The organism is Mycolicibacter sinensis (assembly GCF_001667375.1).
GTDB lineage: Bacteria > Actinomycetota > Actinomycetes > Mycobacteriales > Mycobacteriaceae > Mycobacterium > Mycobacterium sinense_A.
The window spans coordinates 19327-46319 of record NZ_LZIN01000075.1 but is presented as its reverse complement, the minus strand read 5'-3'; the positions used below and the strand labels follow the sequence as shown (position 1 = coordinate 46319).

Here is a 26993-nt window from a genome sequence, read left to right as displayed (position 1 = left end):
GTGGCGCGGGTGCAGCGGCTGTGTTTCCCGGACCGGCCTGATACCTACACGGTGGTCGGCGCCGATCGGCTACCCGTTGCACCTGCCCGAGAGTACTTGCGGTTCCTCGCAGATCAGGGCGCGTCTCCAAATACGGTGCGTGCCTACGCATACGGGCTATCGGCGTGGTGGACGGTGCTCGAACACACCGGCGCGGCCTGGGATGATTTTCCCACTAGCCTGTTTGGCGAGTTCCTGTGTTATCTGCGGACTGGGGATCTGCCGGGCATGGTCCGTATCGGTGAGCCCGGGCCTGGGATGGCCGAGTCGTCGTTGCAGCCGCGGGGGGCTGCGGTGTTGTCGATGTACCGGTACTTCGCCGACGCCCACGATTTGACCCGCCCGTACCGCCGCTTGTTTTCCTCCCACGCCCGATCCTCGCGGCGCCGCTATGCCCCCACCCTGGCTGGTGTCGGACCGCGACGTGATCAGGAGGTGCCTGTGCACCGCCGGCGTGCACCCAATCGCAGCGAGACGCCGGTGTTGTTGCCCGATCAAGTCAACGCCATCCTGGATGGCTGCAGTGTGCAGTCGCCGTCGGGTGAGTGGACCGGCAGCGAGGCGGGTTTGCGTGACCGGTTATTCTTCGCCGTCCTGGCCGAGACCGGAATGCGAATAGGTGAAGCATTATCTTTGCGCCACAATGATTTCCATATCACCGGGGGTGAGACTCCGTCGATTCTGGTGGCCGGCCGCGACGATCACCCCCATGGGGTACGAGCCAAGTCCGGTGCACGCCGGATCTACATCGGCGATGATCTGGTAGCCCTCTACAGCGAGTACGTGTGGCAGCTGATCGGGTGGGCCGCCGACGTCGCGGTTGCCGATCTGGCGTCGCACTTCGTGTTCGTCAATCTGGCACGCGGCCAGCGCTATGCACCGTTGCGCCCGGAAACCGTCTACGACAAGGTGGACACCCTCACGGCCGCCCATGCTGATGTGTTGCCGCAGGACTGGACTCCTCACTGGCTGCGCCACACCCACGCTACAGCTCTGCTGTTGTCTGGGGTGCCTGAACACGTGGTGATGCGCCGTCTCGGCCACGCCGATGTGCAGACCACGCTGTCGATCTACGGGTGGGTGACCGCCGACGCCGAGATGCGCACGGTCGCGCAGTGGAAGAGCTTCGTCGCCGGCTGGAAGGTGAGCCATGACTCAACCCCGTAACAGTCACGTCGATTCTGCAGGATCCGCGGCGGCCACCGTGTGGGATCGGCAATGGCAGCAGGTCCCTGAATCGTGGCGAACTTTGCACTACCGCATCGACGCTGCACCGTTCGACGCCGTGTTCGTGCGCAACCAGCGCTACCTGAACAATCCCGACGGCCACGACTTCACCCCCGCCGATGTCCCAGAACGCTTTCGCCAAGAAATGGCGTGGTGGGTGTGGTTGTGCGGCCACGAAGGAATCCGCAAGATCGAGCCGTTCCTGCTGAAGTGGACGGCCGTCGCCTTGACCGACGCCGCCGCCGAGCACCAGCAGCGGTATCACCGGCCTCCAGTGAGCATTGCAGACCTCGCGGCCGAGGATGTCGTACGTCACGCCGTGGTGCGCTTTGAGCGCCGCAACGCCCGCCTGCCCTCCGCGGGGGCTCGGCGCCAGGTCGTGGCCTTGATCGAGCACCTGCATCTTTACGTATCGGTGCGCTGCACCGATGCCCCGTGGTGGGCCCATGACATCTGGGATCTACGGGCTGATCCCCGCATACCACAGCGCGAACATGAACCCAGCCATGACCAAGTCGTCAAACTTGCCGCGATCCACCCGCCCTGGCTGCGTGAGGGCGTGCGGTTCTGGCTGCGCACCTCCATAACCGCGGAATTGCTGCGCTGGTCATCGGTAGCCGATCGTGCTCGCAACATGGCCAGGCACCTCGGCCCGTTCTTGGCCGCCCGCAACATCAGCACCCCACTGTTGGCCGATGACCGCGCCGCCCTGCGGTTGTTGTTCACCGAGTTCTCCAACTACCTGAAATCCCCATCCGCACAGTTCAAACCAGACCGGCCGTTGTCAGCATCCGCGGTGGACTCGACCCAGTCGCAGGCCCAGGTGTTCTACGCCTTCATGGTTGATCACGCCGAGGAAGCCGCTGCGGCGACCGGCGACCCCCGGTGGGCTCAGATCACCGACACCTACACGCGTCTGTGGGGCGCGGCGTTTCGAACGCGCCGCGCCAACCGGCAGCGGGAGCTGACGTGGTTCTCCACGTCGGAATTGCAGCAGATGCTGTGCTACCTCGATGTGCTGGCGGCCGATCGCGGTATGCCGGTGGCCATCACTCACCCTGATGCAACGATCTCGGTTGTCGCCGGCCTCGGAGACCCGCAAGCCGCGCGCGTCTGGCTGCTGCAGGCGCTGACCGGACGCCGAGCCTCGGAGATACTGATGCTCGACTTCGACCCTCTGACCGCTATTCCCGGCCCGGAACGCCCCACAGATTCCGATGACCCCAACGCATTCGTCGCCAAGTTGCGCTACCAGCAGACCAAGGTCGACGGGGTACTGCCGTCGATCCTGGTTGAGAAGGCGGTGGTCAACGTGATCACCGAACAGCAACAGTGGGTTCGCCGCCGCTACCCTGGGCTGAGCCCGAAGTACCTGTTCCTCGGACTGCGCCACCAGCATCAGGGCCACCGGGCCCGCACCTACCAGTCCTACGGTGTGGCACTGAACAAACTCGACAAGGTTCACGGCCTGGCCGACTCGGCCGGGCGTCCGCTGCGGTTCAGCCAGACCCATCGGCTGCGCCATACCCGGGCCACCGAGTTGCTAAACGACGGCGTTCCCATTCACGTGGTACAGCGATACCTTGGGCACGCATCCCCTGAGATGACCCTGCGCTACGCTGCGACGCTTGCTGCAACAGCTGAGTCAGAATTCCTGCGGCACAAGAAGGTCGGCGCACACGGCACCGATATCGCAATCAGTCCATCCGATATTTATGACATGACTCAACTGGCGGCCCGCACGGATCGGGTACTTCCCAACGGCGTGTGCCTGCTTCCTCCGCTGAAGAGCTGTGACAAAGGAAATGCTTGTCTGTCATGCGGGCATTTCGCCACCGACGCCACTCATCTCGACGAATTGATCGCGCAGCGCGCCAAGACCGTCAACTTGATCGAGGTCCGCCGCGAACAGTACCGGCGACGTAGCGGGCGGGAACTCACCGACGACAACGTGTGGATTCACGAACGGCGCCGGGAGATCGCCTCTCTGGACGCGATCATCGAGCGTCTGCACACCGACACCGAGGGCCTCGCGAACGGAGCCAGTGTGGGCGGTGCTGGTGCCTCAAACCGGTTGCCGCTGTTGAAGGTCAAGACCCGCGGCAGCCACGAATCTGTTCTACGCAAAGCCGACCCCAACGCACCCGGATGAGGCAACGCCCCCCTCCCCCTTCGGATAACGCCCGCCGCGCCCTGGCCGACTACCGTAAGAACATCTCCCAGACCAAGCGCCGGGATATCGAACGCGCCATCAAACACCTGCGCAAGACCAACGCCATCATCAACATATCCACCGTCGCTGCCCGCGCCGGCGTAGAACGCAAGACCGTCTACAAGCACCGCGACCTCGTCGCGATCATCGACGCCTACCGACGCCAGCCGCCTTCGCTCGACGCCGCGACGGGCCGCGAGAGCACCGTCGTAGCCGCCCTACGTGCCCAACTGGTCGCCAAGGACGGTGAGATCCGCGCACTGAGAACCAAGCTTGCCGAACAAGAATCGACAATCGCACTGCTCTACGGACAACTCGACGCCGGAAACGGTGCAGGGGGCGGCGGCTAATGGGTGCCATCGCAACAACGGCTTGGGGCACCGCCTGCACTTCACTCGCGATTCCAGCCATTGTGGCGCCGAAACCACGCACCCGTAGCCGTAATCCCCCAATCTGCGGCGGTTACAGGGTGCCTGTGTCGTAATACGGATCGCTCAGGCGGGCCTGACGGTGTGGAGGTGGGATAGAGCGCGGCGTGTTGGGCCACCAGCTGGCTTCGCGCAGGAGTGTGGCGATGGCGGGGACGGTGAGGGTGCGAACGAGGAATGTGTCGAGTAGGAGTCCGCAGCCGATGATGAGGCCGACTTGGATCATGATCGCGATGGAGCCGAACATCAGTCCGAACATGCTGGCGGCGAAGATGATTCCGGCCGAGGTGATGACCGAGCCGGTGCGGGCGACGGTGCGCAGTACCCCTACGCGAATGTTGTGTTTGGATTCCTCCCGCAGCCGTGAGACGAGCAGCATGTTGTAGTCGGCGCCGACGGCTACCAGGATGATGAAAGCCAGCAACGGGACGGGCCAGGCGATTTCGTAGCCGAGTCCCCATTGGAAGACCAGCACTCCGATGCCCAGTGAGGCCAGGTAGTTCAGCACGACCGTCCCCAGCAGGTATAGCGGGGCGAGCAGGGCGCGCAAGAGCAGGATGAGGATGAGTCCGACGATGACCAGGGTGCTGATGGCCAGTTGGGTGAAGTCAGCCGACAGGAGCCGTTGGATGTCGGAGTTGACGGCGGGGAACCCGGCAACGGCGATAGTGGCGTTGGCCAGGGTGGTGTTGGGGCGGGCGGTGTCGGCGGTCTCGACGATCTGGCGGGCGAGGGTGATCGCCTGCGCGCTGTAGGGGTCGTAGCTGGATTCGACGACAAAGCGGGCGGTTTTGCCATCGGGTGAGAGGAATTGTTTGGCAACGTCGGTGAATTGACGGTTATCGAAGGCACTGGCGGGCAGGTAGAAACCGCTCGCTGCGTCAGAGCCGGCGCTGGCGCGGGCCGAGTTCTGCAGTTGGGCGGCGACCTGGCCCATCCGAGCCAACATTTCGATGTTGCTGTCGGCCAGGGCGTGCACACCGGCGGCCAGCGCTTGCGCCCCGGAAGCGAGTTGGCCGACGCCCTCTTGGAGCCGGCCGATGTTGCCGGCCGGGTCCGCGGGATCACCCTGAGTTCCGAAGGCCTTGTCAAGTGCTGCGGCAGCGGCTTGTATGTCGGCAAGGGTGCCAGCAATGGTGGCGTCGGTGTCAGGGTTGTAGCGATCGCCGAGGGTGGCGACTTCGGTGAAGAATCCGTTATCGCGCAAACTCACCAGGATCCGGACCTGGTTACGGATTTGCGCGCATTGCGGCGTGGTGGCACACCACTCGGAAGTGTTCAGGCCATCGACGAGGGGGGCCAGCACGGCGAGGGCGGTTTCGGCTTGATCCGCCCGCGACCGCAGCCCGGGGCCGGATTGGATGGCTTGGTCGACGGTGGGTGCGGAGGCCGAAAGTTCTTGCAGCAACGGTCGAGATGACCACAGCAGGGTGTCACCGGATTGGGCTCGGGCCAGTACGCCCGACAGCGGGGTCAAGATCGCGTGCAGGGCGGCATCGAGCTGGGCCAGGCCGCCAGCGAGTTGATCGGCGCCGTCGGTGAGTTGAGTGAGGTCGCCTTTTCGTGCGTCGCCATCGGCGACGGCGTCGGCCATCTTGTCGCCGATCTGCCTGTTCTGCCAAGACAGTTGGGCTTGTTCGAGACGGGTGCCGGTGGGGCGGGTTATCCCGATGACTTTGGTGACCCCGGATACTTGGGCGACCCGGGAGGCCATCTCGTCGAGGTCGGCCAGACCTTTGCTGGTGCGCATGTCGTCGGGGTTCTCCACGACGAGAAATTCGGTGATGACGACGTCTTTGGGGAAGTGGCGATCCAGCAGTTGGTAACCCTGGTTGCTGGCGGTGGTGGCAGGCTGGCCTTTGCGGTCGTCGTAGCTGATCTTCATCGTGGTGGCGATGGCCGAGAGGGCCAGCAGGATCACCAGGCTCACGGCCAACAGTGGCACCGGCCGGCGGACCACCGCGACAGCGACACTGTTCCAGTAGCGGCGGGTTCGATCGGATTTCGGCTCGCCGATTCCACGGCGGGCGGCCAGCGCCAGCACCGGCGGCAACAGGGTCACGGTGGCCAGGAATCCGACCAGCACGGCGACCGCGCAGGCCGGGCCGAGCCCGGCGAAAACACTGAGGCGAGCGAAAACCATGGCAAAAAAGGCCAGCGCAACGGTGGCCGCCGAGGCCAGGATCACGCGCCCGATGCTGGCGGTGGCATGAATGACGGCCTGATCGGCGGGGACATGTGCGCGGCGCTGTTCGTGGTAGCGGCTGATCAAAAACACCGTGTAGTCGGTGCCCGCCCCGAGCAGGATCACGGTCATGAACGCCACGGTGAACTGCGAGACGGGCATGCCGCTCTCGCCGAGGACAGACAGCACACCACGGCCGACGGCCAGGCTGACCCCGATCACCAGCAGGGGCAGCAAGGCGGTGAACACCGACCGGTAGACAATCAGCAGGATCAGTGCGATCAGCGCGGCGGTGGCGATCGAGATCAGCAGCAGGTCGTGTTCGGCGGCAGCGATCTGGTCGTTGAAGGTGGCCGCCGGGCCCGTCACGTGCACGGTCGTCGGTGAACCGGCGAATAAACCGGCGGCGATGTCGCGCACGGCTTGGACGGATTCGGCGGCCTTGGGGTCACCCAGGGTGCCGGCCACACCCACCGGCAGATACCAGGCTTTGCCGTCATTGCTGGTCGCATGCGCCGCGGTGACCGGGTCGGCGAGCAGATCTTGAACCAGCAAGACGTGGTCGGTATCGGCGCGCAGCTGCACCACCAACTGCTCATAGCGGTTGCGCACCGGCGCGGTTAAGCCGTCGGGGTCTTCCATCGCCACGACCAGCATCGTTTTGGAGCCCTGTTCACCGAAGGCCGCGCTCATGCGGTCCACGGTTTGAAACGACGCGGCGTCGCGGGGGATCAGGTTCACCGATTGCTGCCGTACCACCGTTTCCAGCTGCGGGAACACCAGTGCAAGCAGCACGGCGACGGCGATCCAGCCGCCGATGACCAGTGCTTTATGACGCACCGTGAACCCGGCCAGTGTTGCTAACCGGCTGCTGTACTCACTGGATTGGCCCGGATCGGCCACCCCGTTGCGGGCCCGCACAGGCAGGGTTGCCGTGCCCGCACCGCCCGGGTTGTCCGCACTCACCGCGCCTGCGCCCACGAAAGACGCTGCCGCCGGTCACAATGACTCGGCTGCCGGCGATGACGAAGATCCTTAGTTGGGGGTCGTTGCACCGGCATTGTCGTCCTCGTCGTAGGGGATGTCATGGCGGACCACCTTGACCCTGCCGTGCGGCAGGCACGCCATGTAACCGTGGTGTTTGCCGTAGAGCTCCCAGGCGGTGGCGCGCTCGTTGGCGCTGACCTCGATGCGCAGGCCGTTGGAGAAGCTCAGGAGTAGCCGACCGGAATCGTCGTGGCATGCCTTCGTGCACACCGCACCCGCCAGATCCAGTAGCGGACGTTGGTGGGCGGCGACCTCGCGCGGGTCGATGAGCACTTCCTCGGCCGGAAACTCACCGCTAGCCGGCAGGGCAAGCCACAGCAGGCAACTGATGACTACCTCGTTGGCGTCATCAAAGCTCAACACCAGATCACCCTGCAACGACATCCGCTGCACGGTGCAACCTTCGATCCACGTGGTGTACATCGCGCACCTCCGTCGACGCCCAACCGGTCTGCACTGAAATGGTACGGCAAGTAGCGCTGCGCTACTAGTAATAGCGTTACGGGTTGCGGGTCAGGATTCCGGATCGCTCGGCGCCCCGTTGTCCCCGAGCCGCCGAAGAAGATGTTCGAACGCTGCTACGTCGCCATAGGCGGCGAAGTGATCGGCGGTGACCACGACGAACACCGCATTTGCGGTGAATCGGGTGGCCCCCTCGGGGTCGGTGCCGGTTGCGCCGATGTGCAGCACGCGGCCTTCCCGGGAGGCAATGTGCGCGGTGATGCGGTGGGATCGATGCAGCACGACCGGCTGGAGGTATTCGACGGTCAGGCTGCGTGTCACAGCGGGCGCGCCGGCAATCCACAGCGCGAACCCCAGCACGTCGTCGCAGGCGGCGGCGACCGCCCCGCCGTGCGCCAGACCGGGCGCGCCGACGTGGCGTTCGTCGAAAGTCACGTCCGCGTACACCGTGTCGCCGCTGCGGTAAACCACCAGCTGCAGACCGTGCGGATTCTGCGGTCCGCAACCCATACACGTCCGAGTATGTGCGGGCAGCAGCTCAGGCCGTGCCGCACCCGAGCGGCCGGACGCGACATCGTGATGCGGTGAGTGATCGGCCACCAACGACACCTTCGGTACACATAGTTTCGCTGCGCTACCGTTGGTACGGTACCCGTTACGGGCGGTGACGCGGGTAATTGGTCGGGAATCTGGAATGAGGCGAGGGGTGAGTGGGTGTGAGCAGCGAGCAGGTACCGCCGGTGCCCGATGACGACGATATTGACCCCCGCCGGACCCGGTCGCGCAACCGCTTGCTCGACGCCGCGACCGCGCTGCTCAGCAGCGGTGGCATCGAAGCCGTCACCATCGAGGCGGTCACCAAAGCTTCCAAGGTGGCCCGCACCACCCTCTACCGCCATTTCGGCAGCTCATCGCAGTTGCTCGCGGCCACCTTCGAGCGACTCTTACCTCAAGTAACCCCACCCGGGCCGGCCAGTGGGACATTGCGCGAACGACTCATCGAACTGCTCACCCGACAGTCTGCGCTGTTCGCCGACGCCCCAGCACACATCACCATGCTGGCCTGGCTCGCCCTGGGCCCGACCACAATCGATCACGCCAGCACCGAACATGCCCCGCAGGCGCTGCGAGCGCGGGTCATCAACCAATACCGGCAGCCCTTCGACGCCATCCTGCAAGACATTGAGGCCGCTGCTGAATTCGACGGCCTGGACCCGGATCTCGCACTGTGCCAACTCATCGGACCACTCGCGTTCGCACGAATGACCGGCCTGCGATCCATCACCGCACACGACTGCGCCCGCATCGTCGACGACTTCCTGGCCACTCACCGGACCCAGGAAGCCCAATCCGCAGTTCCACAGCCCGACGGTCAAAGGGGCACAGACGACAACCGCCCGGGGTGAGCCCTCTCCCGGGGCGCAATCAGTGCAACCGGGCAGGCGACAGGAGAAACGGGCCGGGATGGCAGCCGCGCAATCCCTAGGCGGGCACACCGTGCGATTCAATCGTTCCCGATTAGGCTGATCGGCACGGGACGCACCTAATCGGTAACAGTCATACACACATGCTCGCGACACCAGATAAGACGGCCGCGGCCAATTGGCTGTGCAGCCCGGCGCGGTCCAGCCCGCCGAGCGCGGCGAGTGCTTCTAGGCGGGCCGGGACCTCAGCCGGGCTGTTGGCGTGCACGGTGCCCGCACCGCCGTCGTGCCCGGTGTTCAGCGCGGCCAGCAGATCGATCACCTCGGCGCCCCTGACCTCGCCGACCACCAGCCGGTCCGGCCGCATCCGGAGCGCCTGCCGGACAAGGTCGCGCAGTCCCACCTCGCCGGCGCCTTCGACGTTGGCCGCACGCGCCACCAGCCTGACCAGATGCGGGTGGCGGGGCTGCAATTCGGGGGCGTCCTCGACGCAGACCAGGCGCTCCCGGGACTGCACCGCTCCCAGCATGGCCGCCAGCAGGGTGGTCTTGCCGGCGCCGGTGCCACCGGAGACCAGAAACGCCAGCCGGGCATCGATGATGTCGGCCAGCAGTGCTGTCGCCGGTGGCGTGATGGCGCCGGCGGCGGCCAACGCGGCGAGGTCCTGGGTGGCCGGCCGTAGAACCCGCAGCGACAGGCACGTCCCGCCGGCGGCGACCGGCGGGAGTATCGCGTGCAGGCGCACGGTGAACTCGCCGGTGCCGATACCGCTGAGGTGACCGTCGACCCACGGTTGGGCGTCGTCGAGCCGGCGTCCCGCGGCCACCGCGAGCCGTTGAGCCAGCCGACGCACCGCTGCCTCATCGGCGAACCGGATCTCGGTGCGCCGCAACCCGTCTCCGTCGTCGACCCACACCGCATCGGGCGCGGTGACCAGCACATCGGTGGTGCCCGCCGCGCACAGCAGCGGTTCCAGAATCCCGGCGCCGCTCAGTTCGGTCTGCAGCACCCGCAGGTTGGACAACAGCTCGGTGTCGCCGAGCACCCCGCCGGATTCGGCCCGGATCGCCGCGGCCACCGTCTGCGGACGCAGTTCGCCAGACTCAGCAGCCAGCCGTTCCCGGACCCGGTCGATCAACGAATCCCTCATACCGCCGCGGGCTTTCGCGCGGGTAGTACGTCGAGAACCCGGTCGGCGGCCATCGCCAGCGCGGATCGGCGGTGCAGGCGCAAGCCCGCGTGTTCGAGTCGCTCGGCCAGCCGCGGCTCGGCCCGCAGGCTCGCCAGCAGCGGTAGCCCGATGATCTCGGCGACCTCGGCGGCGCGAAGTCCGCCCGGAGCCGGCCCGCGCACCACCACGCCCACGTTGGGGTTGGCTGCATGCAGGCGTGGCGCGATCGCGGCGCCGGCCGCACAAGAGCGCACATCACAGGGGCTGACCACAACCACGAGATCGGCTGCGGACAGCGCGGTCTCGACCGGGTCGGTCAAGGCGCGGGGCAGATCGCAGACCACGGTGATCCCGCCGCGGCGGCCCGCATCCAGCACGGCGTCAACGGTTCCGGCCGCAACCTCGCGGCCCTCGAGGCCGCGTCGGGCGCCGGACAGCACGCTCACACCGCGCTGGCGGGGTAGCGCTTCGCGCAGCGCCGGCCAGGTCAGTCGCCCGCTCTGAGCGGTCAGGTCGTACCAGCGCAGCCCGGCGGCGTTCTCGGTGCCGACCAGTAGGTCGATACCGCCGCCCCAGCCGTCCAGGTCGACCAGCAGCGCGTCACCGGCACGCTGCGCCAGCGCGGTCGCCAACAGCGATGCGCCGGCTCCCCCGCGGGCGCCGATCACCGCGATGGCCTCGCCGCGGCGCCCGCCGTCGCGCACCGCGTCGGCCGCCTCGGCGAGTTCGGCCACCAGTTCGTTGCCATCGGCGGGCAGTGTCAGGACGCGCTGCGCCCCGGCGGCGACGGCGGCCTGCCAGCTGGCCGCGGTGGGCTCGGCGATGGTGAGCACGATGACGTGCGCGCGGCGTGGTAGCCGGGCTGCCGGACAGCAGGCCGCCGCGGCTTCGTCGAGCACCACCGCTGCGGCCGCCGTCCAGGCCTTGCGGCTCGGTATCGCGCCGCCGAGGTGGATGACCCGCGCGCCCACCGCCGCGCCCACCCGATCCAGTTCGTCACGCAATCCGGATTCGGCGACAAGGGCCAACAGGCCGGCGGCGGTGCTCACGGCTTCACCGTGGCGGCGCGACCCCCGCGGCGCCAGCCGCTAGGCGACAAATGTGGATGAAGGCTCCGACTGTGTAGAACTGCCGGACAGCAGAAGCTGCAATACCAAGTCGGATCGGATCATAATTCGGGTTTCGGACGACGCCCGGGAGGGATTTCAGCCCGTTCCAGCGAAGAATGACCGGTTAAAAAAGACGACCCCCGCCAGGGGGGGAGGAGGCGGAGGTCGTCGCGTATCAGCCCCGGGGGGTCGGGCCGATACACCCTCAGCATAAGCCGAGTGATGCCACTATACACACGACAGGCCGGTCCGGCGCAAGTGTTGCCGCCAAATGTCCGAACTTCGGCTCCACGGCCGCTGAAGTGCTCTTTCCGGCATAGCAGCGGGCCGGCCGGGCCCTCGGCCGTATGCTGTACCGGTGACCGCTTCCGACCCGGGCACCCGCCAGCCGCAGTCGCTGCGATCGCCGGGGCAGGCGGGCAGTCGAACCCGCACCGCGGCCTTCCTGGACCTCGACCACACCGTGATCGCCAAGTCCAGCGCACTGGCTTTCAGCAAACCTTTTATGGACCAGGGACTGATCAACCGCCGCACCGTACTCAAGTCGAGCTATGCCCAGTTCCTGATGCTGTTGTCCGGCGCCGACCACGATCAGATGGAGCGGATGCGCAGCCATCTGACCAACATGTGCACCGGCTGGAACGTCGAACAGGTCAAGGCGATCGTCAACGAGACGATGCACGACATCGTCACACCGCTGGTGTTCGCCGAGGCGGCGGAGCTGATCGCCGACCACAAACTCTGCGGCCGCGACGTGGTGGTGGTCTCGGCCTCCGGCGAGGAGATCGTCGCGCCGATCGCCCGGGCACTGGGTGCCACGCACGCCATGGCGACCCGCATGGTCGTCGCCGACGGCAAGTACACCGGCGAGATCGCGTTCTACTGCTACGGGGAAGGCAAGGTGCAGGCCATCCGGGAGCTGGCCGCCCGGGAGGGTTACCCACTGGAGCACTGCTACGCCTATTCGGATTCGATCACCGACCTGCCGATGCTGCAGGCGGTCGGCCATCCCTCGGCGGTGAATCCGGACCGGGCATTGCGCAAGGAGGCGATCGCCAACGGGTGGCCGGTGCTCGCCTTCTCCCAGCCGGTGTCGCTGCGCGACCGCATTCCGGCGCCCTCCGGTGCGGCGGTGGCCACCACCGCGGCGGTCGGTATCAGCGCTGTCGCTGCCGGGGCGCTGACCTACTCGCTGCTGCGCCGGCTGGCGTTCTGACCTGATTGCCCGCCTCCCTCATCGCTGGCGCTCTGCATCGCCGCCGGGCGGCCCTTCCCAGCAAACACCGGCGATCACAATCCGGTGACGTCATCCCGGCCGACCGCGATTGGGCCTTGCTGTGTCGTGGATCACGTAGTACAAAGGAAGCACGGAAGCCCGGCGAGGCCAGGGTCGACCCGGAAGAGAAGGGTCGATCTCCCGAGCCGCACTTCCCAGTACGGATAGCGGTACCCACGCGGAGCCACAGCCGCGAAGATGGCAGAAGTGTTGCGGGCCTGCGTAATTGCGGAACGTAAACGGTGTCGACAGCCCTTTGGGTGGGGCAGCAGCCGAAGAACACCGCATGAGCGCCGAGGCCACCCACGCAGCCCACATTGGACGCTTGGTAACCGTGTACCGTACTAGCGGGCGGCAAGCCGAATCTTTCGGTGCGCCGCCCGCTTCGTTCTGGCCAGTCGGCCGCCGGATCAGCGCTTGGCGCCCGCTTCAGCTATCCCGAGAGCATCCAATGCGCCGGCGTGCATCGCGGCGCAGCAGCCCTGTAGCCAGGCGGTCACCCCCTCGGTGGAACCGCCCGCGAATCCTTGCGCCGCGCGACGGTACTCGCCGGCCTTGCGCATCCAGGTCACCTCCGGAACCCCCAACCCGCGGCGGTCCAGCCCGCTGGCGATCGTCACCAGCCGGGACGCCCCCCGGGCGACCACGCCGTCGGCGCTGCCGAACGGCGCGAGCGTGAGCAGTTCGCCGTGCACCACCGCGGCGAACACCGGCGCCGGCACCGTCGTGCCGCCGGTGGCGAGGTCGGCCAGCATCTCCAGCCGGCGGCCCACCTCCGCACCGCCGCGCGGGCGGCCGAGGTTGTTTTCGTCGACCAGATCGGCGGCGGCCAGCACGTGCAGCCGGGCCAGTGCTTGCAGCGGGGCCCGCCGCCACACCTCGACCAGCGAGCCCTCCCCGCCCTCCAGGGCCTGGGCGACGCGCAGCGCGCCAGCGAACACCGGATCGCCGGCCGCCCGCGCGTCCACCGTGGTGGGGCCCCCATCGAGCACCGACGACGCCCGGGCCGCCCGCAGCGATGCCTCGGCGGCACTGACCGGCCAGCCCCGCACGTTGGTCTTGTGGCGATGAGCCCGCGCCAGTTCATCGCGGACCTTTTCGCTGGCCTCGGCGACACCGGGCAATTCGAGCAGCGGGGCCAATGGGTCGGTGGTCACGGGCTGTGACACTACCGGCGGATGGTTAGGCTGCTGACCGTGAGCCAGAACGCTGATAGCGCCGCCGCCGATTCGCTGCCGTCGTACCCGCCCTCCCCCGAGTTCGCTTCCCGCGCCAATACCGGCGCCGAGGCCTACCGCGCAGCCGAGCAGGACCGGCTCGCGTTCTGGGCCGAGCAGGCCAACCGTCTGCACTGGGACACGCCGTTCACCGAGGTGCTGGACTACTCGCGGCCGCCGTTCGCCCGCTGGTTCGCCGACGGCAAGCTCAACGTCGCCTACAACTGCGTGGACCGCCACGTGCAGGCGGGCCACGGCGACCGAGTGGCGATCCACTGGGAGGGCGAGCCGGTCGACGACGCCCGCACCATCACCTATGCCGAGCTGCTCGCCGAGGTGAGCCGGGCCGCCAATGCGCTGAGCGGTCTCGGTTTGGTCGCCGGTGATCGGGTGGCGATCTATCTGCCGATGATCCCCGAGGCGATCATCGCCATGCTCGCGTGCGCCCGGTTGGGGGTGCTGCACACCGTGGTGTTCGCCGGGTTCTCCGCACACGCGCTGCGATCCCGCATCGACGACGCGCAGGCGAAGGTGGTGATCACCTCCGACGGGCAGTACCGGCGCGGCCAGGCCGCGGCGCTCAAGCCGGCGGTCGACGAGGCGGTCACCGGTGCCGAGTCGGTACAGCATGTGCTGGTGGTGCGACGCACCGGTGGCGAGGTGGCGTGGGCGCCGGGCCGCGACCTGTGGTGGCACGACGTGGTCGACGCGGCGTCGCCGCAGCACACCCCGGAGGCGTTTGAGGCCGAGCAGCCGCTGTTTCTGCTGTACACCTCGGGCACCACGGGCAAGCCGAAAGGCATCGTGCACACCAGCGGCGGGTATCTGACCCAGGCCGCCTACACGCACTACTGCGTGTTCGATCTGCGGGCCGACACCGACGTGTTCTGGTGTACCGCGGACATCGGCTGGGTCACCGGCCACACCTACGCCGTTTACGGACCGCTGGCCAACGGCGCCACCGAGGTGATTTACGAGGGCACCCCGGAGTATCCGGACCAGCACCGGCACTTCCAGATCATCGAAAAATACGGTGTGACAATCTATTACACCGCTCCCACGCTGATCCGCACCTTCAAGAAGTGGGGCCGCGAGGTGCCGGACGCCCACGACCTGTCCAGTCTGCGGTTGTTGGGTTCGGTTGGTGAGCCGATCAACCCGGAGGCCTGGCGCTGGTACCGGCGGGTGATCGGGGCCGACGCGGTGCCGGTGGTCGACACCTGGTGGCAGACCGAGACCGGTGCGACGATGATCTGCCCGCTGCCCGGGGTGGCCGCGGCCAAGCCGGGTGCCGCGATGCGACCGCTGCCCGGGATCTCCGCGCGCATCGTCGACGACCACGGCGATCTCATCGCACCCAACGACCCCTCCGCCGAACCGGTCACCGGGTATCTGGTGATCGATGCGCCGTGGCCGGCGATGGCGCGCGGAATCTGGGGCGACGAGCAGCGCTTCATCGACACCTACTGGTCGCGGTTCGCCGAGCAGGGCTGGTATTTCGCCGGTGACGGTGCCCGCTACGACGCCGACGGCGACATCTGGGTGCTGGGCCGGATCGACGACGTGATGAACGTGTCGGGGCACCGCATCTCCACCGCCGAGGTGGAGTCCGCCTTGGTCGGCCATGACGCGGTCGCCGAGGCGGCCGTGGTCGGGGCCCTCGACGAGCAGACCGGCCAGCGGATCTGCGCGTTCGTGGTGCTGGCGGCGTCGCACCGCGAGGTCGGCGGCACGATCATCGACGAACTGCGCCAGCGCGTCACCGTGGAGATCTCGCCGATCGCCAAGCCCCGCAACGTCCACGTCGTGCCCGAACTGCCCAAGACCCGCAGCGGCAAGATCATGCGGCGGCTGTTGCGCGATGTCGCCGACGGCCGCGAACTCGGCGACACCTCAACCCTGGTGGACCCCAGCGTGTTCGACGCGATCCGGGCCGCCGACTGAGCTTACGGAACGGGGACGAAACCCGTACCCGGCCGGTCGTTGGCGCTGATGTCACCGAGCACGGCGTTGATCGACACCACCACCGCGGGGGTGTGCAACGGAATGTACTTGACCACACAGGTGGGCAGCACCTCGCTGAACGCGCCGTGAATCATGCCGACCAGCATGTTGTTCACCACGACGGGTCCGCCGGAATCGCCTGGGCGACCGCACACCTGCATCACGATGGTTCCCGGGTCCTGGCCCGGCCCCCAGGTGACACCGCAGGAATTGCCGGTGGTGCGGCCCTGTTTGCAGGCGATCTGGCCGAAGGAGGGGTCCGGTCCGATGCCGCCGATGATGAAGCCGCCGAAGTTGGACACCGGCGTCACCTTGTCGGGGTCGAACTCGATCACCGCGTAGTCCAGGTCGTCGTTGCCGGCCACCATGTGGCCGATCGTGCCGTTGGCCTCTACCCCCTCGGCGGCGACCTGCGCGCCCGGACCGCCGCAGTGCGCCGAGGTGAAGCCGATCAGTGCACCGGTCTTGTCGTGGCCGATCGTTGTCAGCGTGCACATCGTGTCGCCATCGACGACGATGCCGGCTCCACCGCCCATCAGCACCTTGGCGTCGGCGCTGACCTCCGGGACCGGGGCGGCAAGCGTGGCCAGGGCGGCGCACGCCGTCCACGTCAACAGCGGCGCCATAGCGCGCACCAACCAGCGATGTGCGATCTGCACAGCGGCTCTCCCGTCCGATCAGCTCCACCCCCGAGGGGGATAAAACAGCCTAGCTGGGCGACGACGCCCGACGCGCCAGCGGCGGGCCGAGGAGGCCGGCAATTTCACCCAGCTGGGCGACGACGCCCGACGCGCCAGCGGCGGGCCGAGGAGGCCGGCGGTTTCACACCGCCCGATCCGGCCGCAGCTTTAGCGGGCTCGCTCCTCGGCGCCGCCGCCGCATGGCAACATTAAGCCGCGACGACAGCGAACGGGAGGACAGTCAGTGAGCAAGGCCGATCGCAGAAGCGCAAAACGGGCCTCGAACAGACTAGCGAAGGCGGACCGTAACGGGGTGCCCAATACCCTGGCGACCATCCCCCTAGCCGATCCGCACGCACTGCCCGCCGACCCGTCGCTGGGTGATCTGGTCAAGGACGCGACGGCGCAGATGTCGACGCTGGTCCGCGCGGAGGTCGAACTGGCCCGCGCCGAGATCACCCGTGATGTCAAGAAGGGCCTGACCGGCAGCGTGTTCTTCATCGCGGCCCTGGTCGTGCTGTTCTACTCCACCTTCTTTTTCTTCTTCTTCCTCGCCGAGGTGATCGACATCTGGCTGCAGGACTGGGCCGCCTACCTGATCGTCTTCGGGATCATGCTGACGTTCGCCGTGGCCTTGGCGTTGTTGGGCTTTCTGCGGGTCCGGCGCATCCGGGGACCGCGCCAAACCATCGAATCGGTGCGGGAGACGCGCGAGGCGCTGCGCCCCGACCCCGCGCGCCTGCATGGGTCGGGGCCGCACGCGGTGGCTGCGCAGGACGGCAAACCGACCACCGATCCCTCGGGCTGGTAGTGCCGCCACCGGATCCGTCGGTCACTCGCATCGACGGGCCGTGGCGACATTGGGATATCCACGCCAACGGCATCCGCTTCCATGTCGTCGAGGCCACACCGGACGACGCATCGGCCGACGCGCCGCCGATGACGCGGCCGTTGGTGATGCTGCTGCACGGGTTCGGCTCGTTCTGGTGGACCTGGCGTCATCAATTGCGCGGGCTGACCGGGGTGCGGGTCGTCGCGGTCGACCTGCGCGGCTACGGGGGCAGCGACAAGCCGCCCCGCGGCTACGACGGCTGGACTCTGGCCGGCGACACCGCCGGGCTGATCCGGGCCCTGGGGCACTCCTCGGCGATCCTGGTCGGCCACGCCGACGGCGGCCTGGTGTGCTGGGCGACCGCGCTGCTGCATCCCCGGCTGGTGCGCGCCATCGCGGTGGTCAGTTCGCCGCATCCGGCGGCCCTGCGGAACTCAGCGCTGACCCGTGCCGATCAGGGTCGGGCGCTGCTGCCGTGGTTGCTGCGCTACCAGATACCGTTCTGGCCGGAGCGCACCCTGACCCGCCGTGACGGCGCCGAAATCGAACACCTCGTGCGCAGCAGAGCCGGCGCGAATTGGCCTGCCAGCGAGGATTTCTCCGAGGCCATCGGCCATCTGCGCACCGCGATCCAGATTCCGTCGGCGGCGCATTCCGCCCTGGAGTACCAACGCTGGGCGGTGCGCAGTCAACTGCGCTCCGAGGGCCGGCGGTTCATGAAGGCACTAGACCTGCGGACGCTGGACATCCCGCTGCTGCATCTACGCGGCGCCGACGACCCCTACGTGCTCGCCGATCCAGTCGAGCGGACCCGGCGGTATGCACCGCACGGCCAGTACGTGTCATTGCCCGGCGTAGGGCATTTCGCTCACGAGGAAGCCCCCGATGCGGTCAACGCACACCTGATGCGGTTCCTGCAGCAGGTCTGATCTATTCTCCGCCGACGCAGGTTTGGGTCGACACCGGTGCGGTGTCGCCGATCCGGGCGAGTTGGTTGGCCACCTCTTCGGCAGTCATCACGAAGCCGGTGTCGGCGTCGTCAACCGCCGCGCCGAACACCACACCGAGTACCCGGCCGTCCATGTCGATCATCGGGCCGCCGGAATTGCCTTGCTGCACAGTGCCTCTGATCGTATAGACCCGCCGGGTGACGGTCGCGGTGCGGTAGATGTCGGGCCCTTCGAGGTTGATGATGTCGCGCACCCGGGCCGGGGTCGCCTCGAAGACCCCGCCCCCGGGGTAGCCCAGCACCAGTGCGTCGGTGTCGGGTTCGGCCGGCGAAGAGGCGAACGCCAACGGGGGCAACGGCAGATCCGGCACAGCCAGAATCGAGATGTCTTCCTTGGGGTCGAAGGAGATCACCGTGGCCTCGTAGGACTTGGTGCCACTTTCGACGGTGACGCTGTCCGAGCCGGCGACCACGTGCGCATTCGTCATCACCCGGTTGGGCGAGATCACAAAACCGGTGCCCTCCAACACTTTCTGGCAGTTGGGTGCCACACCGCGGATCCGCAGCACGCTCGGCGAGGTGGCCTCGACGACCGGGCTGGCGGCCAGTTGCGGGTCCGGCGCATCCACGGAGGCGATCGGCGTGCGGCTGAAAGGTTCCAGCACGGCCGGCAGCCCGGAGTCGTCGAGCACCGCCGACAACCGTCGCGGCACGTTCTTGAGCCAACCCGGCGCGATTTCGTCGACTTGACGCAGCACTCGTGAGTCGTTGACCGCGGCAGCCAGACTCGGTTGATCGGAGGCGGTCAGCGGGGTGGCCAGCAACCAGGCCGCGATCAGCACCACCACCAACTGCAGCGCCACGCCGATGATCGAGTCCACGCCCCGGACCCCGGGGCTGCGGATCGCTCCGCGCACCGCCCGGCCCAGCACCACCCCGGCGACCTCGCCGATCACGACCATGGCCAGGATCAAAAACAGTGCGGCGAACAGTTTCAACCGGGCACCGGCGACGTGCTCGATCAGGTGCGGGGCCAGCAGCACCCCGGCCATCGCGCCGAGCGCCACGCCGACGAAGGACAGCAGGGAGCCGAGCGCGCCGGAGCGCCAGCCGGACACTGCGGCGACGAAGGCGATCGCCAGCACGGCGATGTCCAGCCACTGCGACGACGTCATATCCCAGTCATCCCCGTTCCACCAGGTTCTCCTCCGACCATGGCCATGGCCTCGTCCAGTCCGCGCACCTCGGTGTGGTCCCAGGGCTGCGCCCAGCCGGCCACGTCCAACATCGCCGAGATCACCTGCGCGGTGAAGCCCCAGACCAGCATCTCGTTGAGCCGGAACGCCGGCATGGCCCATCGCCGGCTGCGCGCATCACGGTAAACCATCAACCGGTTCTCGGGGTTGATGAATGCCCGGACCGGAACCCGTGCCACCACAGCGGTCTCGGCAGGATCGACCACGCTCACCGGCCCGGGATCTTCGGAGTAGGCCAACACCGGCACCACCTGGAATCCCGAGGGGGCGATGAAGACCTTCTCCAGCACCACCAGCGGGTGCACCCGGGCCGGGTCGATTCCGGTCTCCTCGTTGGCCTCGCGCAGCGCGGTGGCCACCGGGCCGGAGTCGCCGGGATCGACTGCCCCGCCCGGGAATGCGGCCTGCCCGGCGTGATGGCGAAGTGTCGAGGCGCGCACCGTGACCAGCAGGTCAGCCGAATCAATGCCGCTCTCCGAGGGCGGTCCGGAGAACAGCACCAGCACCGCTGCATCGCGGCCGTGCCCGGTCACGCGGGCCTTGGCGCTGGCCGCGGTGAGCATCGCGCGGACGTCGGCGGGCAGCCGGTGCAGATAGGCCTTCGGCATCTTCTCGACGTTGTCGACCAGCGGGTGCATCCAGGACGGGAACGAAGGCCGGGAATCGCCAGCGCTCACACCGCGTCTCCCTCTGTGCCGGATCCTGGCCGCCCCACGTCAGCGCCCACTGCCCTCCACGGCGGCGGCGATCTCCTCAGCGGTGGCAAAGGACTGCGGCAGGATGCGGGCAACGCTACCGTCCGCGGCCAGCACCACGGTCGCGGGCATCACGTTGGGCACCCGCAGCGCAGCCGCCACCTGACGGCGGCCGTCCTGCAGGGTGGGCAGCCGCACGCCCAGCTCGGTGAGCAGCGCCAACCCGGCAGTCTGGTTGTCGTCCTGGTGCACCGTCACCACCGTCACGTCCGGCCCGGCGCGGCGCTGGTATTCGGCGAGCGCGGGCAACTCCTCCCGGCACGGCCGGCACCAGTACGCCCACAGGTTCAGCACCACCCGCCGGCCGGCGACCATCGCCGCCACATCGACGGGCGCACCGTCGGCCGCGCATTCGACGGTGACGTCGCGCAGGGCGGCCGGACCGGCGCCGTCCGGGCCGACCCGACACGGCGGCAGCCCGGCTCGTTCGCGCAGGTTGTCGAGGTCGTGACCGGCCGCGGGCACCGGCGAGCTGCGGCCCGGCTGGACCGGCTCGCGGCGCAGTTCGGTCACCAGCCCGGCGAGCAGCGCGGCCGTCACCGCCAGCACCGCCACTACCGTCACAATCCACCCGGTTCTCATCGGCCTCATCCGCGCAGGGCCGCTACAGCCCGGCCAGGGCCAGCAGGTGCTCGGTCTCGGGGCCTTTGACCAGCGCGGCGGCCTCCATCGGATCGGTGGGCCCGAGCCCGAATGAGGGGCAGTCCTTGGCCAGCACGCAGACGCCGCAGGCCGGTTTGCGAGAGTGACAGACCCGCCGGCCGTGGAAGATCACCCGGTGGGACAGCAACGTCCATTCCTTGCGTTCGATCAGCTCACCGACGGCGTGCTCGACTTTGACCGGGTCCTCCTCGCGGGTCCAGTCCCACCGCCGCACCAGACGCCCGAAGTGGGTGTCGACGGTGATGCCCGGTACCCCGAACGCGTTGCCCAGGATGACGTTGGCGGTCTTGCGCCCCACGCCGGGAAGATGCACCAACTCGTCCATGGTGGCGGGCAGCTCACCGTCGTAGCTCTCGACGAGCGCCTGCCCCAGCTTGATCAGTGACGTGGCCTTGTTGCGGTAGAAACCGGTAGGCCGGATGAACTCTTCCAGCTCGGCGCGGTCGGCCTGGGCGTAGTCCAGCGCGGTCGGGTACCGGGCGAACAGCGCCGGGGTCGTGAGGTTGACCCGCACATCGGTGCATTGGGCCGACAACACCGTGGCAACAGCCAGTTCCAGCGGCGTGGTGAAGTCCAATTCGCAGTGGGCATCCGGAAACGCCTGTGCCAGGGTGCGATTCATCCGCCGAGCGCGTCGCACCAGCCCGGTTCGGGTCTCGGAGCGCGACGCTCGGGAGTCTTTGTCCACCGTCACCTCCGACAGGGTACTAATTTGTGACCGCAATGAGACCTTGCCCAGGTTTACTGTCACTTTGTGTCCTGGCTGCTGATCACCGCCATACCCGCGTTGCTGATGCTGGCAGCGGTGGGACTGGAGCGCATTGAGACCGGATTGAGCCAGGTGGAGACCACAAATCCGCAGTTTCCCCGGACTCGACGCGCCAATCGTGTGTAGCGTTGGCACGTCGCGTGCCGCCTAGCCGTAGACTCAGATGGCTAGCCGGCTAACGGCTGGCGCTTGCGCGATTCACATTTTCATCAAGAGCACTTAAGGGGCAACGTGGACGAGATCCTGGCGAGGGCCGGAATCTTCCAGGGAGTTGAGCCCAGCGCCGTCGCCGCGCTGACCAAGCAGCTTCAGCCCGTGGACTTTCCGCGCGGACATACCGTATTCGCCGAAGGAGAGCCCGGCGATCGGCTGTACATCATCGTCTCCGGGAAAGTGAAGATCGGCCGCCGGTCGCCGGATGGCCGGGAGAACCTCCTGACCATCATGGGCCCGTCGGACATGTTCGGTGAGTTGTCGATCTTCGACCCGGGCCCGCGGACCTCCAGCGCGACCACCATCACCGAGGTGCGGGCAGTCTCGATGGACCGCGACGCGCTGCGGTCGTGGATCTCCGATCGGCCCGAGATCGCCGAGCAGCTGCTGCGGGTGTTGGCCCGCCGGCTGCGCCGCACCAACAACAACCTGGCCGACCTGATCTTCACCGACGTGCCCGGCCGGGTCGCCAAGCAGCTGCTGCAGCTGGCGCAGCGGTTCGGCACCCAGGAAGGTGGGGCCCTGCGGGTCACCCACGACCTGACCCAGGAAGAGATCGCCCAGCTGGTCGGGGCGTCGCGGGAGACGGTGAACAAGGCGCTGGCCGACTTCGCCCACCGCGGGTGGATCCGGTTGGAGGGCAAGAGCGTGCTGATCTCCGACTCCGAGCGCCTGGCCCGCCGCGCGCGGTAAGGCTTACTCACACGAAACCGACGTTTTGCAGAGTTCTACTCGCTTTACGCTGCAAAACGTCGGTCTCGATGCGGAGGTGCTCAGCCCCGTAGGTAGTCCAGCTGGGCCTGCACCGACCACTCGGCGGCGCCCCACAACTCCTCGTCGACGTCGGTGTAGACGTGTTCGACGATCTGGCGTGCGGTGGCGTCGTCTCCGAGCGTGGCCAGCGCCGAGCGCACCTGGTCGAGGCGTTGCTCGCGATGCGCCAGGTATCCCGCCACCACGGCGTCGATATTCGCCAGCTCCGGTCCGTGCCCGGGTAGCACCGTCCGCCCGCCCAGTCCGCGCAGCCGCTGCAGCGAGTCCAGGTAGTGCGCCAGATCGCCGTCCTCGGTGTCGATTACGGTGGTGCCGCGGCCCAGCACGGTGTCGGCGGTCAAAACGGCGTCGTCCAGCACGAACGACAGCGAGTCGGCGGTGTGGCCCGGGGTGGCGAACACCGTGATGCGCAGCCCCGCGGCGTCGATCACCTGACCGTCGGACAGGCCGCCGCCGAGCCGGCGCTGAAACCCGCTGCCGGCCGAGTACACCGGCACCCCGACCGCGTCGGACAGCTTGTCGATGCCATCGGTGTGGTCGAAGTGCCGGTGGCTGATCAGCACCAGCGCGATCTTGCCGACGTCGGCAAGCCGGCTGATGTGTTCGTCGTCGTCGGGGCCGGGGTCGACGATCACCACCTCGTCGCTGCGCGGACCGCGCAGCACCCAGGTGTTGGTGCCCTCCAGCGTCATCAAGCCGGGGTTGTCGGCCAGCAGCACCGACGCGGTCTCGGTGACCGGCCGCAGCTGCCCGTAGGCGGGATGGCTCAGCGACACGCTTAGCCGACTTCTAAGATCAACTCGACTTCCACCGGCGCATCCAGCGGCAGCTGCGATACCCCGACGGCCGAGCGGGCATGCGCGCCGGCGTCGCCGAAGACCTCGCCGAGCAGCTCGGAGGCGCCGTTGATCACGCCGGGCTGGCCGTTGAAGTTCGGGCCGGAGGCGACGAACCCGACCACCTTGACGACCCGGGTCACCGAATCGAGGCCGACCAGGGCGTCCACCGCGGCCAGTGCGTTCAGGGCGCAGATCCGGGCCAGCGCATACCCGTCCTCCGGGCTGACCTCGGCGCCCACCTTGCCGGTGCGGGCCAGTTTGCCGTTCAGCATCGGCAGCTGACCGGAGGTGTAGACCAGGTCGCCGGTCCGCACCGCCGGCACGTACGCGGCCAACGGCGCGGCCGTCTCAGGCAGCTCGATCCCGAGTTCGGTCAACCGGGCCCGCCAGCTCATTTCGGTCGCTTCAAGAAGGCGATGAGCTGCTCACCGGACGGGCCGGGAAGCACGGTGACCAACTCCCAGCCGTCCTCGCCCCACTGATCGAGGATCTGCTTGGTGGCGTGCGTGATCAACGGGACGTTGGCGTACTCCCACACGGTGCGTTCGCTCATGAGAGCGAGCTTATCGCTAGCACCCACAAGCGCTTGGTTAGCATGCAGTGGTGACAGCCACACCGGGGAAGGACGGCGCTCGCGCGCCGGCGGGCACGGGACCTATCGGCTGGCCTTCGCGATTGACCAAGGCCCGGCTGCATTTCGTGACAGGCAAAGGCGGCACCGGCAAAACGACGGTGGCGGCCGCGCTGGCGTTGTGCATGGCGGCCGGCGGACGCCGGGTGCTGCTGGTGGAAGTCGAAGAGCGCCAAGGCATTGCGCAGCTCTTCGACGTGCCGCCGCTGCCCATTACCCCGCTCAAGGTGGCCACCGCCGAAGACGGCGGGGAGGTCGATGCGCTGGCGATGGACATCGAAGCCGCGTTCCTGGAATACCTCGACCTGTTCTACAACTTGGGTATCGCCGGACGGGCGATGCGCCGCGTCGGGGCCGTCGAATTCGCCACCACCATCGCGCCGGGCCTGCGCGACGTCATCCTCACCGGCAAAATCAAGTACCACGTGATCCAGACCGACAAGAACAAGAAGCCGGTCTACGACGCGATCGTGGTCGACGCGCCGCCCACCGGCCGGATCGCCCGGTTCCTCGACGTCACCAAGGCGGTTTCGCAGCTGGCCAAGGGCGGCCCGGTGCATTCGCAGGCCGAAGGTGTGGTGAAGCTGCTGCACTCGGATCAGACCGCCATCCACCTGGTGACGCTGTTGGAGTCCCTGCCGATGCAGGAGACCCTGGAGGCCATCGACGAGCTGCGGGACCTGGACCTGCCGATCGGCAGCGTGATCGTCAACCGCGACATCCCCGCACATCTGCAGCCCGACGATCTGGCCAAGGCGGCCGAGGGTGTTGTCGACGCCGACGCGGTCCGCGCCGGCCTGACTGCGGCCGGGATCACCCTGGACGACGACGATTTCGCCGGCCTGCTGACCGAGACCATCCAGCACGCCACCCGCATCAGCGCCCGCACCGAAACGGCCGAACAGCTGGAACAGCTGAAGGTCCCGCGGCTGCATCTGCCGACGATCACCGACGGGGTCGACCTCGGCAGCCTCTACGAGCTCTCCGAGATCCTCGCCCAACAGGGGGTTCGATGACACCCGACCCGGCCGGCAAGCCGCTGGCACTGGACATGGCCGCAATCCTGGCCGACACCGCCAACCGCGTGGTGGTGTGTTGCGGCGCCGGCGGCGTCGGCAAGACGACCACCGCCGCCGCGATGGCGCTGCGGGCCGCCGAATACGGCCGCCGCGTGGTGGTGCTGACCATCGACCCGGCCCGGCGGCTGGCGCAGGCCATGGGCATCGACGCCCTGGGCAACACCCCGCAGCGGGTACCGCTGGGTCCCGAGGTGTCCGGCGAACTGCACGCGATGATGCTCGACATGCGCCGCACGTTCGACGAGATGGTGACGCAGTACTCCGGCCCGGAGCGGGCGGAGGCCATCTTGAACAACCAGTTCTATCAAACGGTGGCCACCTCGCTGTCCGGCACGCAGGAATACATGGCCATGGAGAAACTCGGCCAGCTGCTCGCCGAGGACCGCTGGGATCTGGTGGTGGTCGACACCCCGCCGTCGCGTAACGCCCTGGACTTCCTGGACGCACCGAAGCGCCTGGGCAGTTTCATGGACAGCCGGTTGTGGAAGCTGCTGCTGGGCCCCGGACGCGGCTTCGGCAAGTTGGTCGCCGGAGCGCTGGGCTTGGCGATGAAGGCGCTGTCGACCGTGCTGGGCTCTCAAATGCTTTCCGACGCGGCCGGTTTCGTCCAATCCTTGGACGCCACGTTCGGCGGTTTCCGGGAGAAGGCGGATCGCACCTACGAGCTGCTCAAGCGCCGTGGCACCCAGTTCGTGGTGGTGTCGGCCGCGGAGCCCGATGCGTTGCGCGAGGCGTCGTTCTTCGTCGACCGGCTCTCCCAGGAGCACATGCCGCTGGCCGGGCTGATCCTCAACCGGACCCATCCGATGCTGTGCCAACTTCCCATTGAGCGCGCCATCGACGCCATCGAGACGTTGCAGGAAGAACCGGCCACCGCGGCGCTGTCGGACGGGGCGAAGGCGCTGACCACCGCGGCGCTGCAGATTCACGCCGAACGGGGTGCCACCGCCAAGCGTGAGGTGCGGCTGCTGTCGCGCTTCACCCGGGCGAACCCGCGGGTTCCCATCGTCGGGGTTCCGTCACTGCCGTTCGATGTCTCCGACCTGGAGGCGCTGAGCGCGATCGCCGACCAGCTGACGGCGAAGTAGCCGCGGCGGTTCAGCCCGCGTCGCGCTGTTTGCGCTGGGCGGCGAAGTACTCCCGCCAGGAGGTGACCTCGGGGTGCTGCTTGAGCAGCGCCCGGCGTTGCCGCTCGGTCATGCCGCCCCACACGCCGAACTCGACCCGGTTGTCCAGGGCGTCGGCGAGGCATTCGAGTACCACCGGGCAGTGCCGGCAGATCACCGCTGCTTTGCGCTGCGCGGCACCGCGCACGAAGAGTTCATCGGGGTCGGCGCCCCGGCAGAGCGCCTTGGAGACCCAGGCGATCCTGCCCTCGTCCTGCACGCCGCGTAGGACGGTTCGGGGAGGTTGGGAAGGTGCAGCCACTGCTGTGCTGGTCTTTTGAACCGCTGGCCGTGTAATAGACACTGACGATCCTCCGTCCCGGCCGCCCCGGCAGCCACCTATTCAACATCAACGTCGACCACAAATGCGATCTACGCCACATCGTGTCATCAGTGTTACCTGAATCGCACTCGATGTCCAAGTTAGGTGGTCAGGTGGCATCTGCGCAACTGGTAGACGCCCCCCTTTTTGGGACAACCGTGCCGTCCGATCATGATCTGCGCGGCCAGTAGCCGCTGCGGGCGCGGTCGACCCGGCCTTTTCTGACGTCGGCGGCAATTCAGCGGATCCGGCCGTTCGGGGTCT

At 67.7% G+C, this 26993-nt stretch carries 26 protein-coding genes and 1 pseudogene; 12 read left to right on the top strand and 15 right to left on the bottom strand.

Going from position 1 to position 26993, the window contains the following annotated elements; translation table 11 throughout:
- Genes A5771_RS15160 through A5771_RS15150 form a run of 3 tightly spaced genes read left to right on the top strand, consistent with a single transcriptional unit; the run spans position 1 to position 3828 of the window.
- Positions 1-1206, top strand: coding sequence for a tyrosine-type recombinase/integrase (locus A5771_RS15160; protein WP_109401152.1), 1206 nt, complete (start codon positions 1-3; stop codon positions 1204-1206).
- Positions 1190-3418 (top strand): tyrosine-type recombinase/integrase, encoded by a 2229-nt coding sequence (locus A5771_RS15155; RefSeq protein ID WP_046284844.1) that lies wholly within the window; start codon positions 1190-1192, stop codon positions 3416-3418. Before A5771_RS15160 ends, A5771_RS15155 begins: the two co-directional genes overlap by 17 nt.
- Entirely contained in the window at positions 3415-3828 is a 414-nt protein-coding gene (locus A5771_RS15150) for a hypothetical protein (RefSeq protein ID WP_046284845.1), read from the top strand. The genes A5771_RS15155 and A5771_RS15150 overlap by 4 nt, the downstream gene beginning before the upstream one ends.
- Before the next feature lie 112 nt (positions 3829-3940).
- Here the strand turns inward: A5771_RS15150 and A5771_RS15145 are convergent, their stop codons facing one another.
- The 3 genes from A5771_RS15145 to A5771_RS15135 all read right to left on the bottom strand — a co-directional run bounded on the left by A5771_RS15145 (position 3941) and on the right by A5771_RS15135 (position 8110).
- Positions 3941-7057, bottom strand: a complete 3117-nt coding sequence (locus tag A5771_RS15145; protein ID WP_082108291.1) for an RND family transporter — start codon at positions 7055-7057, stop codon at positions 3941-3943.
- A 69-nt stretch (positions 7058-7126) separates the two neighbouring features.
- Positions 7127-7561: a DUF6188 family protein gene (locus A5771_RS15140; protein WP_046284846.1), complete on the bottom strand. Its 435-nt coding sequence runs from the start codon at positions 7559-7561 to the stop codon at positions 7127-7129.
- Between the two features lie 90 nt (positions 7562-7651).
- Complete coding sequence (locus A5771_RS15135) at positions 7652-8110, bottom strand: PaaI family thioesterase (RefSeq protein WP_046284847.1); 459 nt, start codon at positions 8108-8110, stop codon at positions 7652-7654.
- Between the two features lie 206 nt (positions 8111-8316).
- On the opposite strand from A5771_RS15135, the gene A5771_RS15130 reads away from it, so the two are divergent.
- Positions 8317-9006, top strand: coding sequence for a TetR/AcrR family transcriptional regulator (locus A5771_RS15130; RefSeq protein WP_046284848.1), 690 nt, complete (start codon positions 8317-8319; stop codon positions 9004-9006).
- Positions 9007-9187: 181 nt separating this feature from the next.
- On the opposite strand, the pseudogene A5771_RS15125 reads toward A5771_RS15130, so the two are convergent.
- Both A5771_RS15125 and ssd read right to left on the bottom strand, forming a co-directional pair.
- Positions 9188-10174 (bottom strand): annotated as a pseudogene (locus A5771_RS15125) (TadA family conjugal transfer-associated ATPase); the annotation flags it as partial.
- Positions 10171-11244: a septum site-determining protein Ssd gene (gene ssd / locus A5771_RS15120; RefSeq protein WP_275084984.1), complete on the bottom strand. Its 1074-nt coding sequence runs from the start codon at positions 11242-11244 to the stop codon at positions 10171-10173. The pseudogene A5771_RS15125 and the gene ssd, both read right to left, overlap by 4 nt.
- 457 nt (positions 11245-11701) lie before the next feature.
- On the opposite strand from ssd, the gene A5771_RS15115 reads away from it, so the two are divergent.
- Positions 11702-12520: an HAD-IB family hydrolase gene (locus A5771_RS15115; RefSeq protein WP_064856216.1), complete on the top strand. Its 819-nt coding sequence runs from the start codon at positions 11702-11704 to the stop codon at positions 12518-12520.
- A gap of 470 nt (positions 12521-12990) precedes the next feature.
- Here A5771_RS15115 and A5771_RS15110 read toward each other — a convergent pair whose 3' ends face one another.
- Positions 12991-13737 carry a hypothetical protein gene (locus tag A5771_RS15110; RefSeq protein WP_064856026.1) on the bottom strand — a complete coding sequence of 249 codons (747 nt, stop codon included), beginning with the start codon at positions 13735-13737 and terminating at the stop codon, positions 12991-12993.
- A 21-nt stretch (positions 13738-13758) separates the two neighbouring features.
- Here A5771_RS15110 and acs point away from each other — a divergent pair, with 21 nt between their 5' ends.
- Positions 13759-15741, top strand: coding sequence for an acetate--CoA ligase (gene acs, locus A5771_RS15105; RefSeq protein WP_064856025.1), 1983 nt, complete (start codon positions 13759-13761; stop codon positions 15739-15741).
- Positions 15742-15743: 2 nt separating this feature from the next.
- Here the strand turns inward: acs and A5771_RS15100 are convergent, their stop codons facing one another.
- Positions 15744-16460 carry a hypothetical protein gene (locus A5771_RS15100; RefSeq protein ID WP_064856024.1) on the bottom strand — a complete coding sequence of 239 codons (717 nt, stop codon included), beginning with the start codon at positions 16458-16460 and terminating at the stop codon, positions 15744-15746.
- Positions 16461-16725: 265 nt separating this feature from the next.
- Here A5771_RS15100 and A5771_RS15095 point away from each other — a divergent pair, with 265 nt between their 5' ends.
- Positions 16726-17292 carry a phage holin family protein gene (locus A5771_RS15095; RefSeq protein ID WP_064856023.1) on the top strand — a complete coding sequence of 189 codons (567 nt, stop codon included), beginning with the start codon at positions 16726-16728 and terminating at the stop codon, positions 17290-17292.
- Positions 17292-18242, top strand: coding sequence for an alpha/beta fold hydrolase (locus A5771_RS15090; protein ID WP_064856022.1), 951 nt, complete (start codon positions 17292-17294; stop codon positions 18240-18242). The genes A5771_RS15095 and A5771_RS15090 overlap by 1 nt, the downstream gene beginning before the upstream one ends.
- 1 nt (position 18243) lies before the next feature.
- On the opposite strand, the gene marP is transcribed toward A5771_RS15090, so the two are convergent.
- From marP to nth, 4 genes are all read right to left on the bottom strand, one after another.
- Positions 18244-19437 carry an acid resistance serine protease MarP gene (gene marP, locus A5771_RS15085; RefSeq protein ID WP_064856021.1) on the bottom strand — a complete coding sequence of 398 codons (1194 nt, stop codon included), beginning with the start codon at positions 19435-19437 and terminating at the stop codon, positions 18244-18246.
- A complete protein-coding gene (locus A5771_RS15080) occupies positions 19434-20156 on the bottom strand; it encodes an NUDIX hydrolase (RefSeq protein ID WP_064856020.1) in 723 nt (240 codons plus the stop codon). Before A5771_RS15080 ends, marP begins: the two co-directional genes overlap by 4 nt.
- 78 nt (positions 20157-20234) lie before the next feature.
- Complete coding sequence (locus tag A5771_RS15075) at positions 20235-20864, bottom strand: TlpA disulfide reductase family protein (RefSeq protein WP_165606146.1); 630 nt, start codon at positions 20862-20864, stop codon at positions 20235-20237.
- A gap of 13 nt (positions 20865-20877) precedes the next feature.
- A complete protein-coding gene (gene nth / locus A5771_RS15070) occupies positions 20878-21624 on the bottom strand; it encodes an endonuclease III (RefSeq protein ID WP_082947270.1) in 747 nt (248 codons plus the stop codon).
- Positions 21625-21690: 66 nt separating this feature from the next.
- On the opposite strand from nth, the gene A5771_RS23415 reads away from it, so the two are divergent.
- On the top strand, positions 21691-21831 hold the full coding sequence (locus A5771_RS23415) for a hypothetical protein (protein ID WP_165606145.1): 141 nt from the start codon (positions 21691-21693) through the stop codon (positions 21829-21831).
- A 105-nt stretch (positions 21832-21936) separates the two neighbouring features.
- Positions 21937-22611: a cAMP-activated global transcriptional regulator CRP gene (gene crp / locus A5771_RS15065; RefSeq protein ID WP_013830875.1), complete on the top strand. Its 675-nt coding sequence runs from the start codon at positions 21937-21939 to the stop codon at positions 22609-22611.
- Positions 22612-22691: 80 nt separating this feature from the next.
- Here the strand turns inward: crp and A5771_RS15060 are convergent, their stop codons facing one another.
- From A5771_RS15060 to A5771_RS22720, 3 genes are read right to left on the bottom strand one after another with little or no spacing between them, the layout of a single operon-like run.
- Positions 22692-23468, bottom strand: a complete 777-nt coding sequence (locus tag A5771_RS15060; protein WP_064856017.1) for an MBL fold metallo-hydrolase — start codon at positions 23466-23468, stop codon at positions 22692-22694.
- A gap of 2 nt (positions 23469-23470) precedes the next feature.
- The gene (locus tag A5771_RS15055) at positions 23471-23926 is read right to left on the bottom strand and encodes a RidA family protein (protein ID WP_064856016.1); all 456 of its coding nucleotides are present in this window, start codon (positions 23924-23926) and stop codon (positions 23471-23473) included.
- Complete coding sequence (locus A5771_RS22720; RefSeq protein WP_019737648.1) at positions 23923-24084, bottom strand: hypothetical protein; 162 nt, start codon at positions 24082-24084, stop codon at positions 23923-23925. Before A5771_RS22720 ends, A5771_RS15055 begins: the two co-directional genes overlap by 4 nt.
- 50 nt (positions 24085-24134) lie before the next feature.
- On the opposite strand from A5771_RS22720, the gene A5771_RS15050 reads away from it, so the two are divergent.
- Positions 24135-25178, top strand: a complete 1044-nt coding sequence (locus A5771_RS15050; RefSeq protein ID WP_082947269.1) for an ArsA family ATPase — start codon at positions 24135-24137, stop codon at positions 25176-25178.
- The gene (locus tag A5771_RS15045) at positions 25175-26329 is read left to right on the top strand and encodes an ArsA family ATPase (protein ID WP_064856014.1); all 1155 of its coding nucleotides are present in this window, start codon (positions 25175-25177) and stop codon (positions 26327-26329) included. Before A5771_RS15050 ends, A5771_RS15045 begins: the two co-directional genes overlap by 4 nt.
- Positions 26330-26339: 10 nt before the next feature.
- Here A5771_RS15045 and A5771_RS15040 read toward each other — a convergent pair whose 3' ends face one another.
- Complete coding sequence (locus tag A5771_RS15040) at positions 26340-26711, bottom strand: WhiB family transcriptional regulator (RefSeq protein ID WP_064856013.1); 372 nt, start codon at positions 26709-26711, stop codon at positions 26340-26342.
- Positions 26712-26993: the final 282 nt, after the last annotated feature.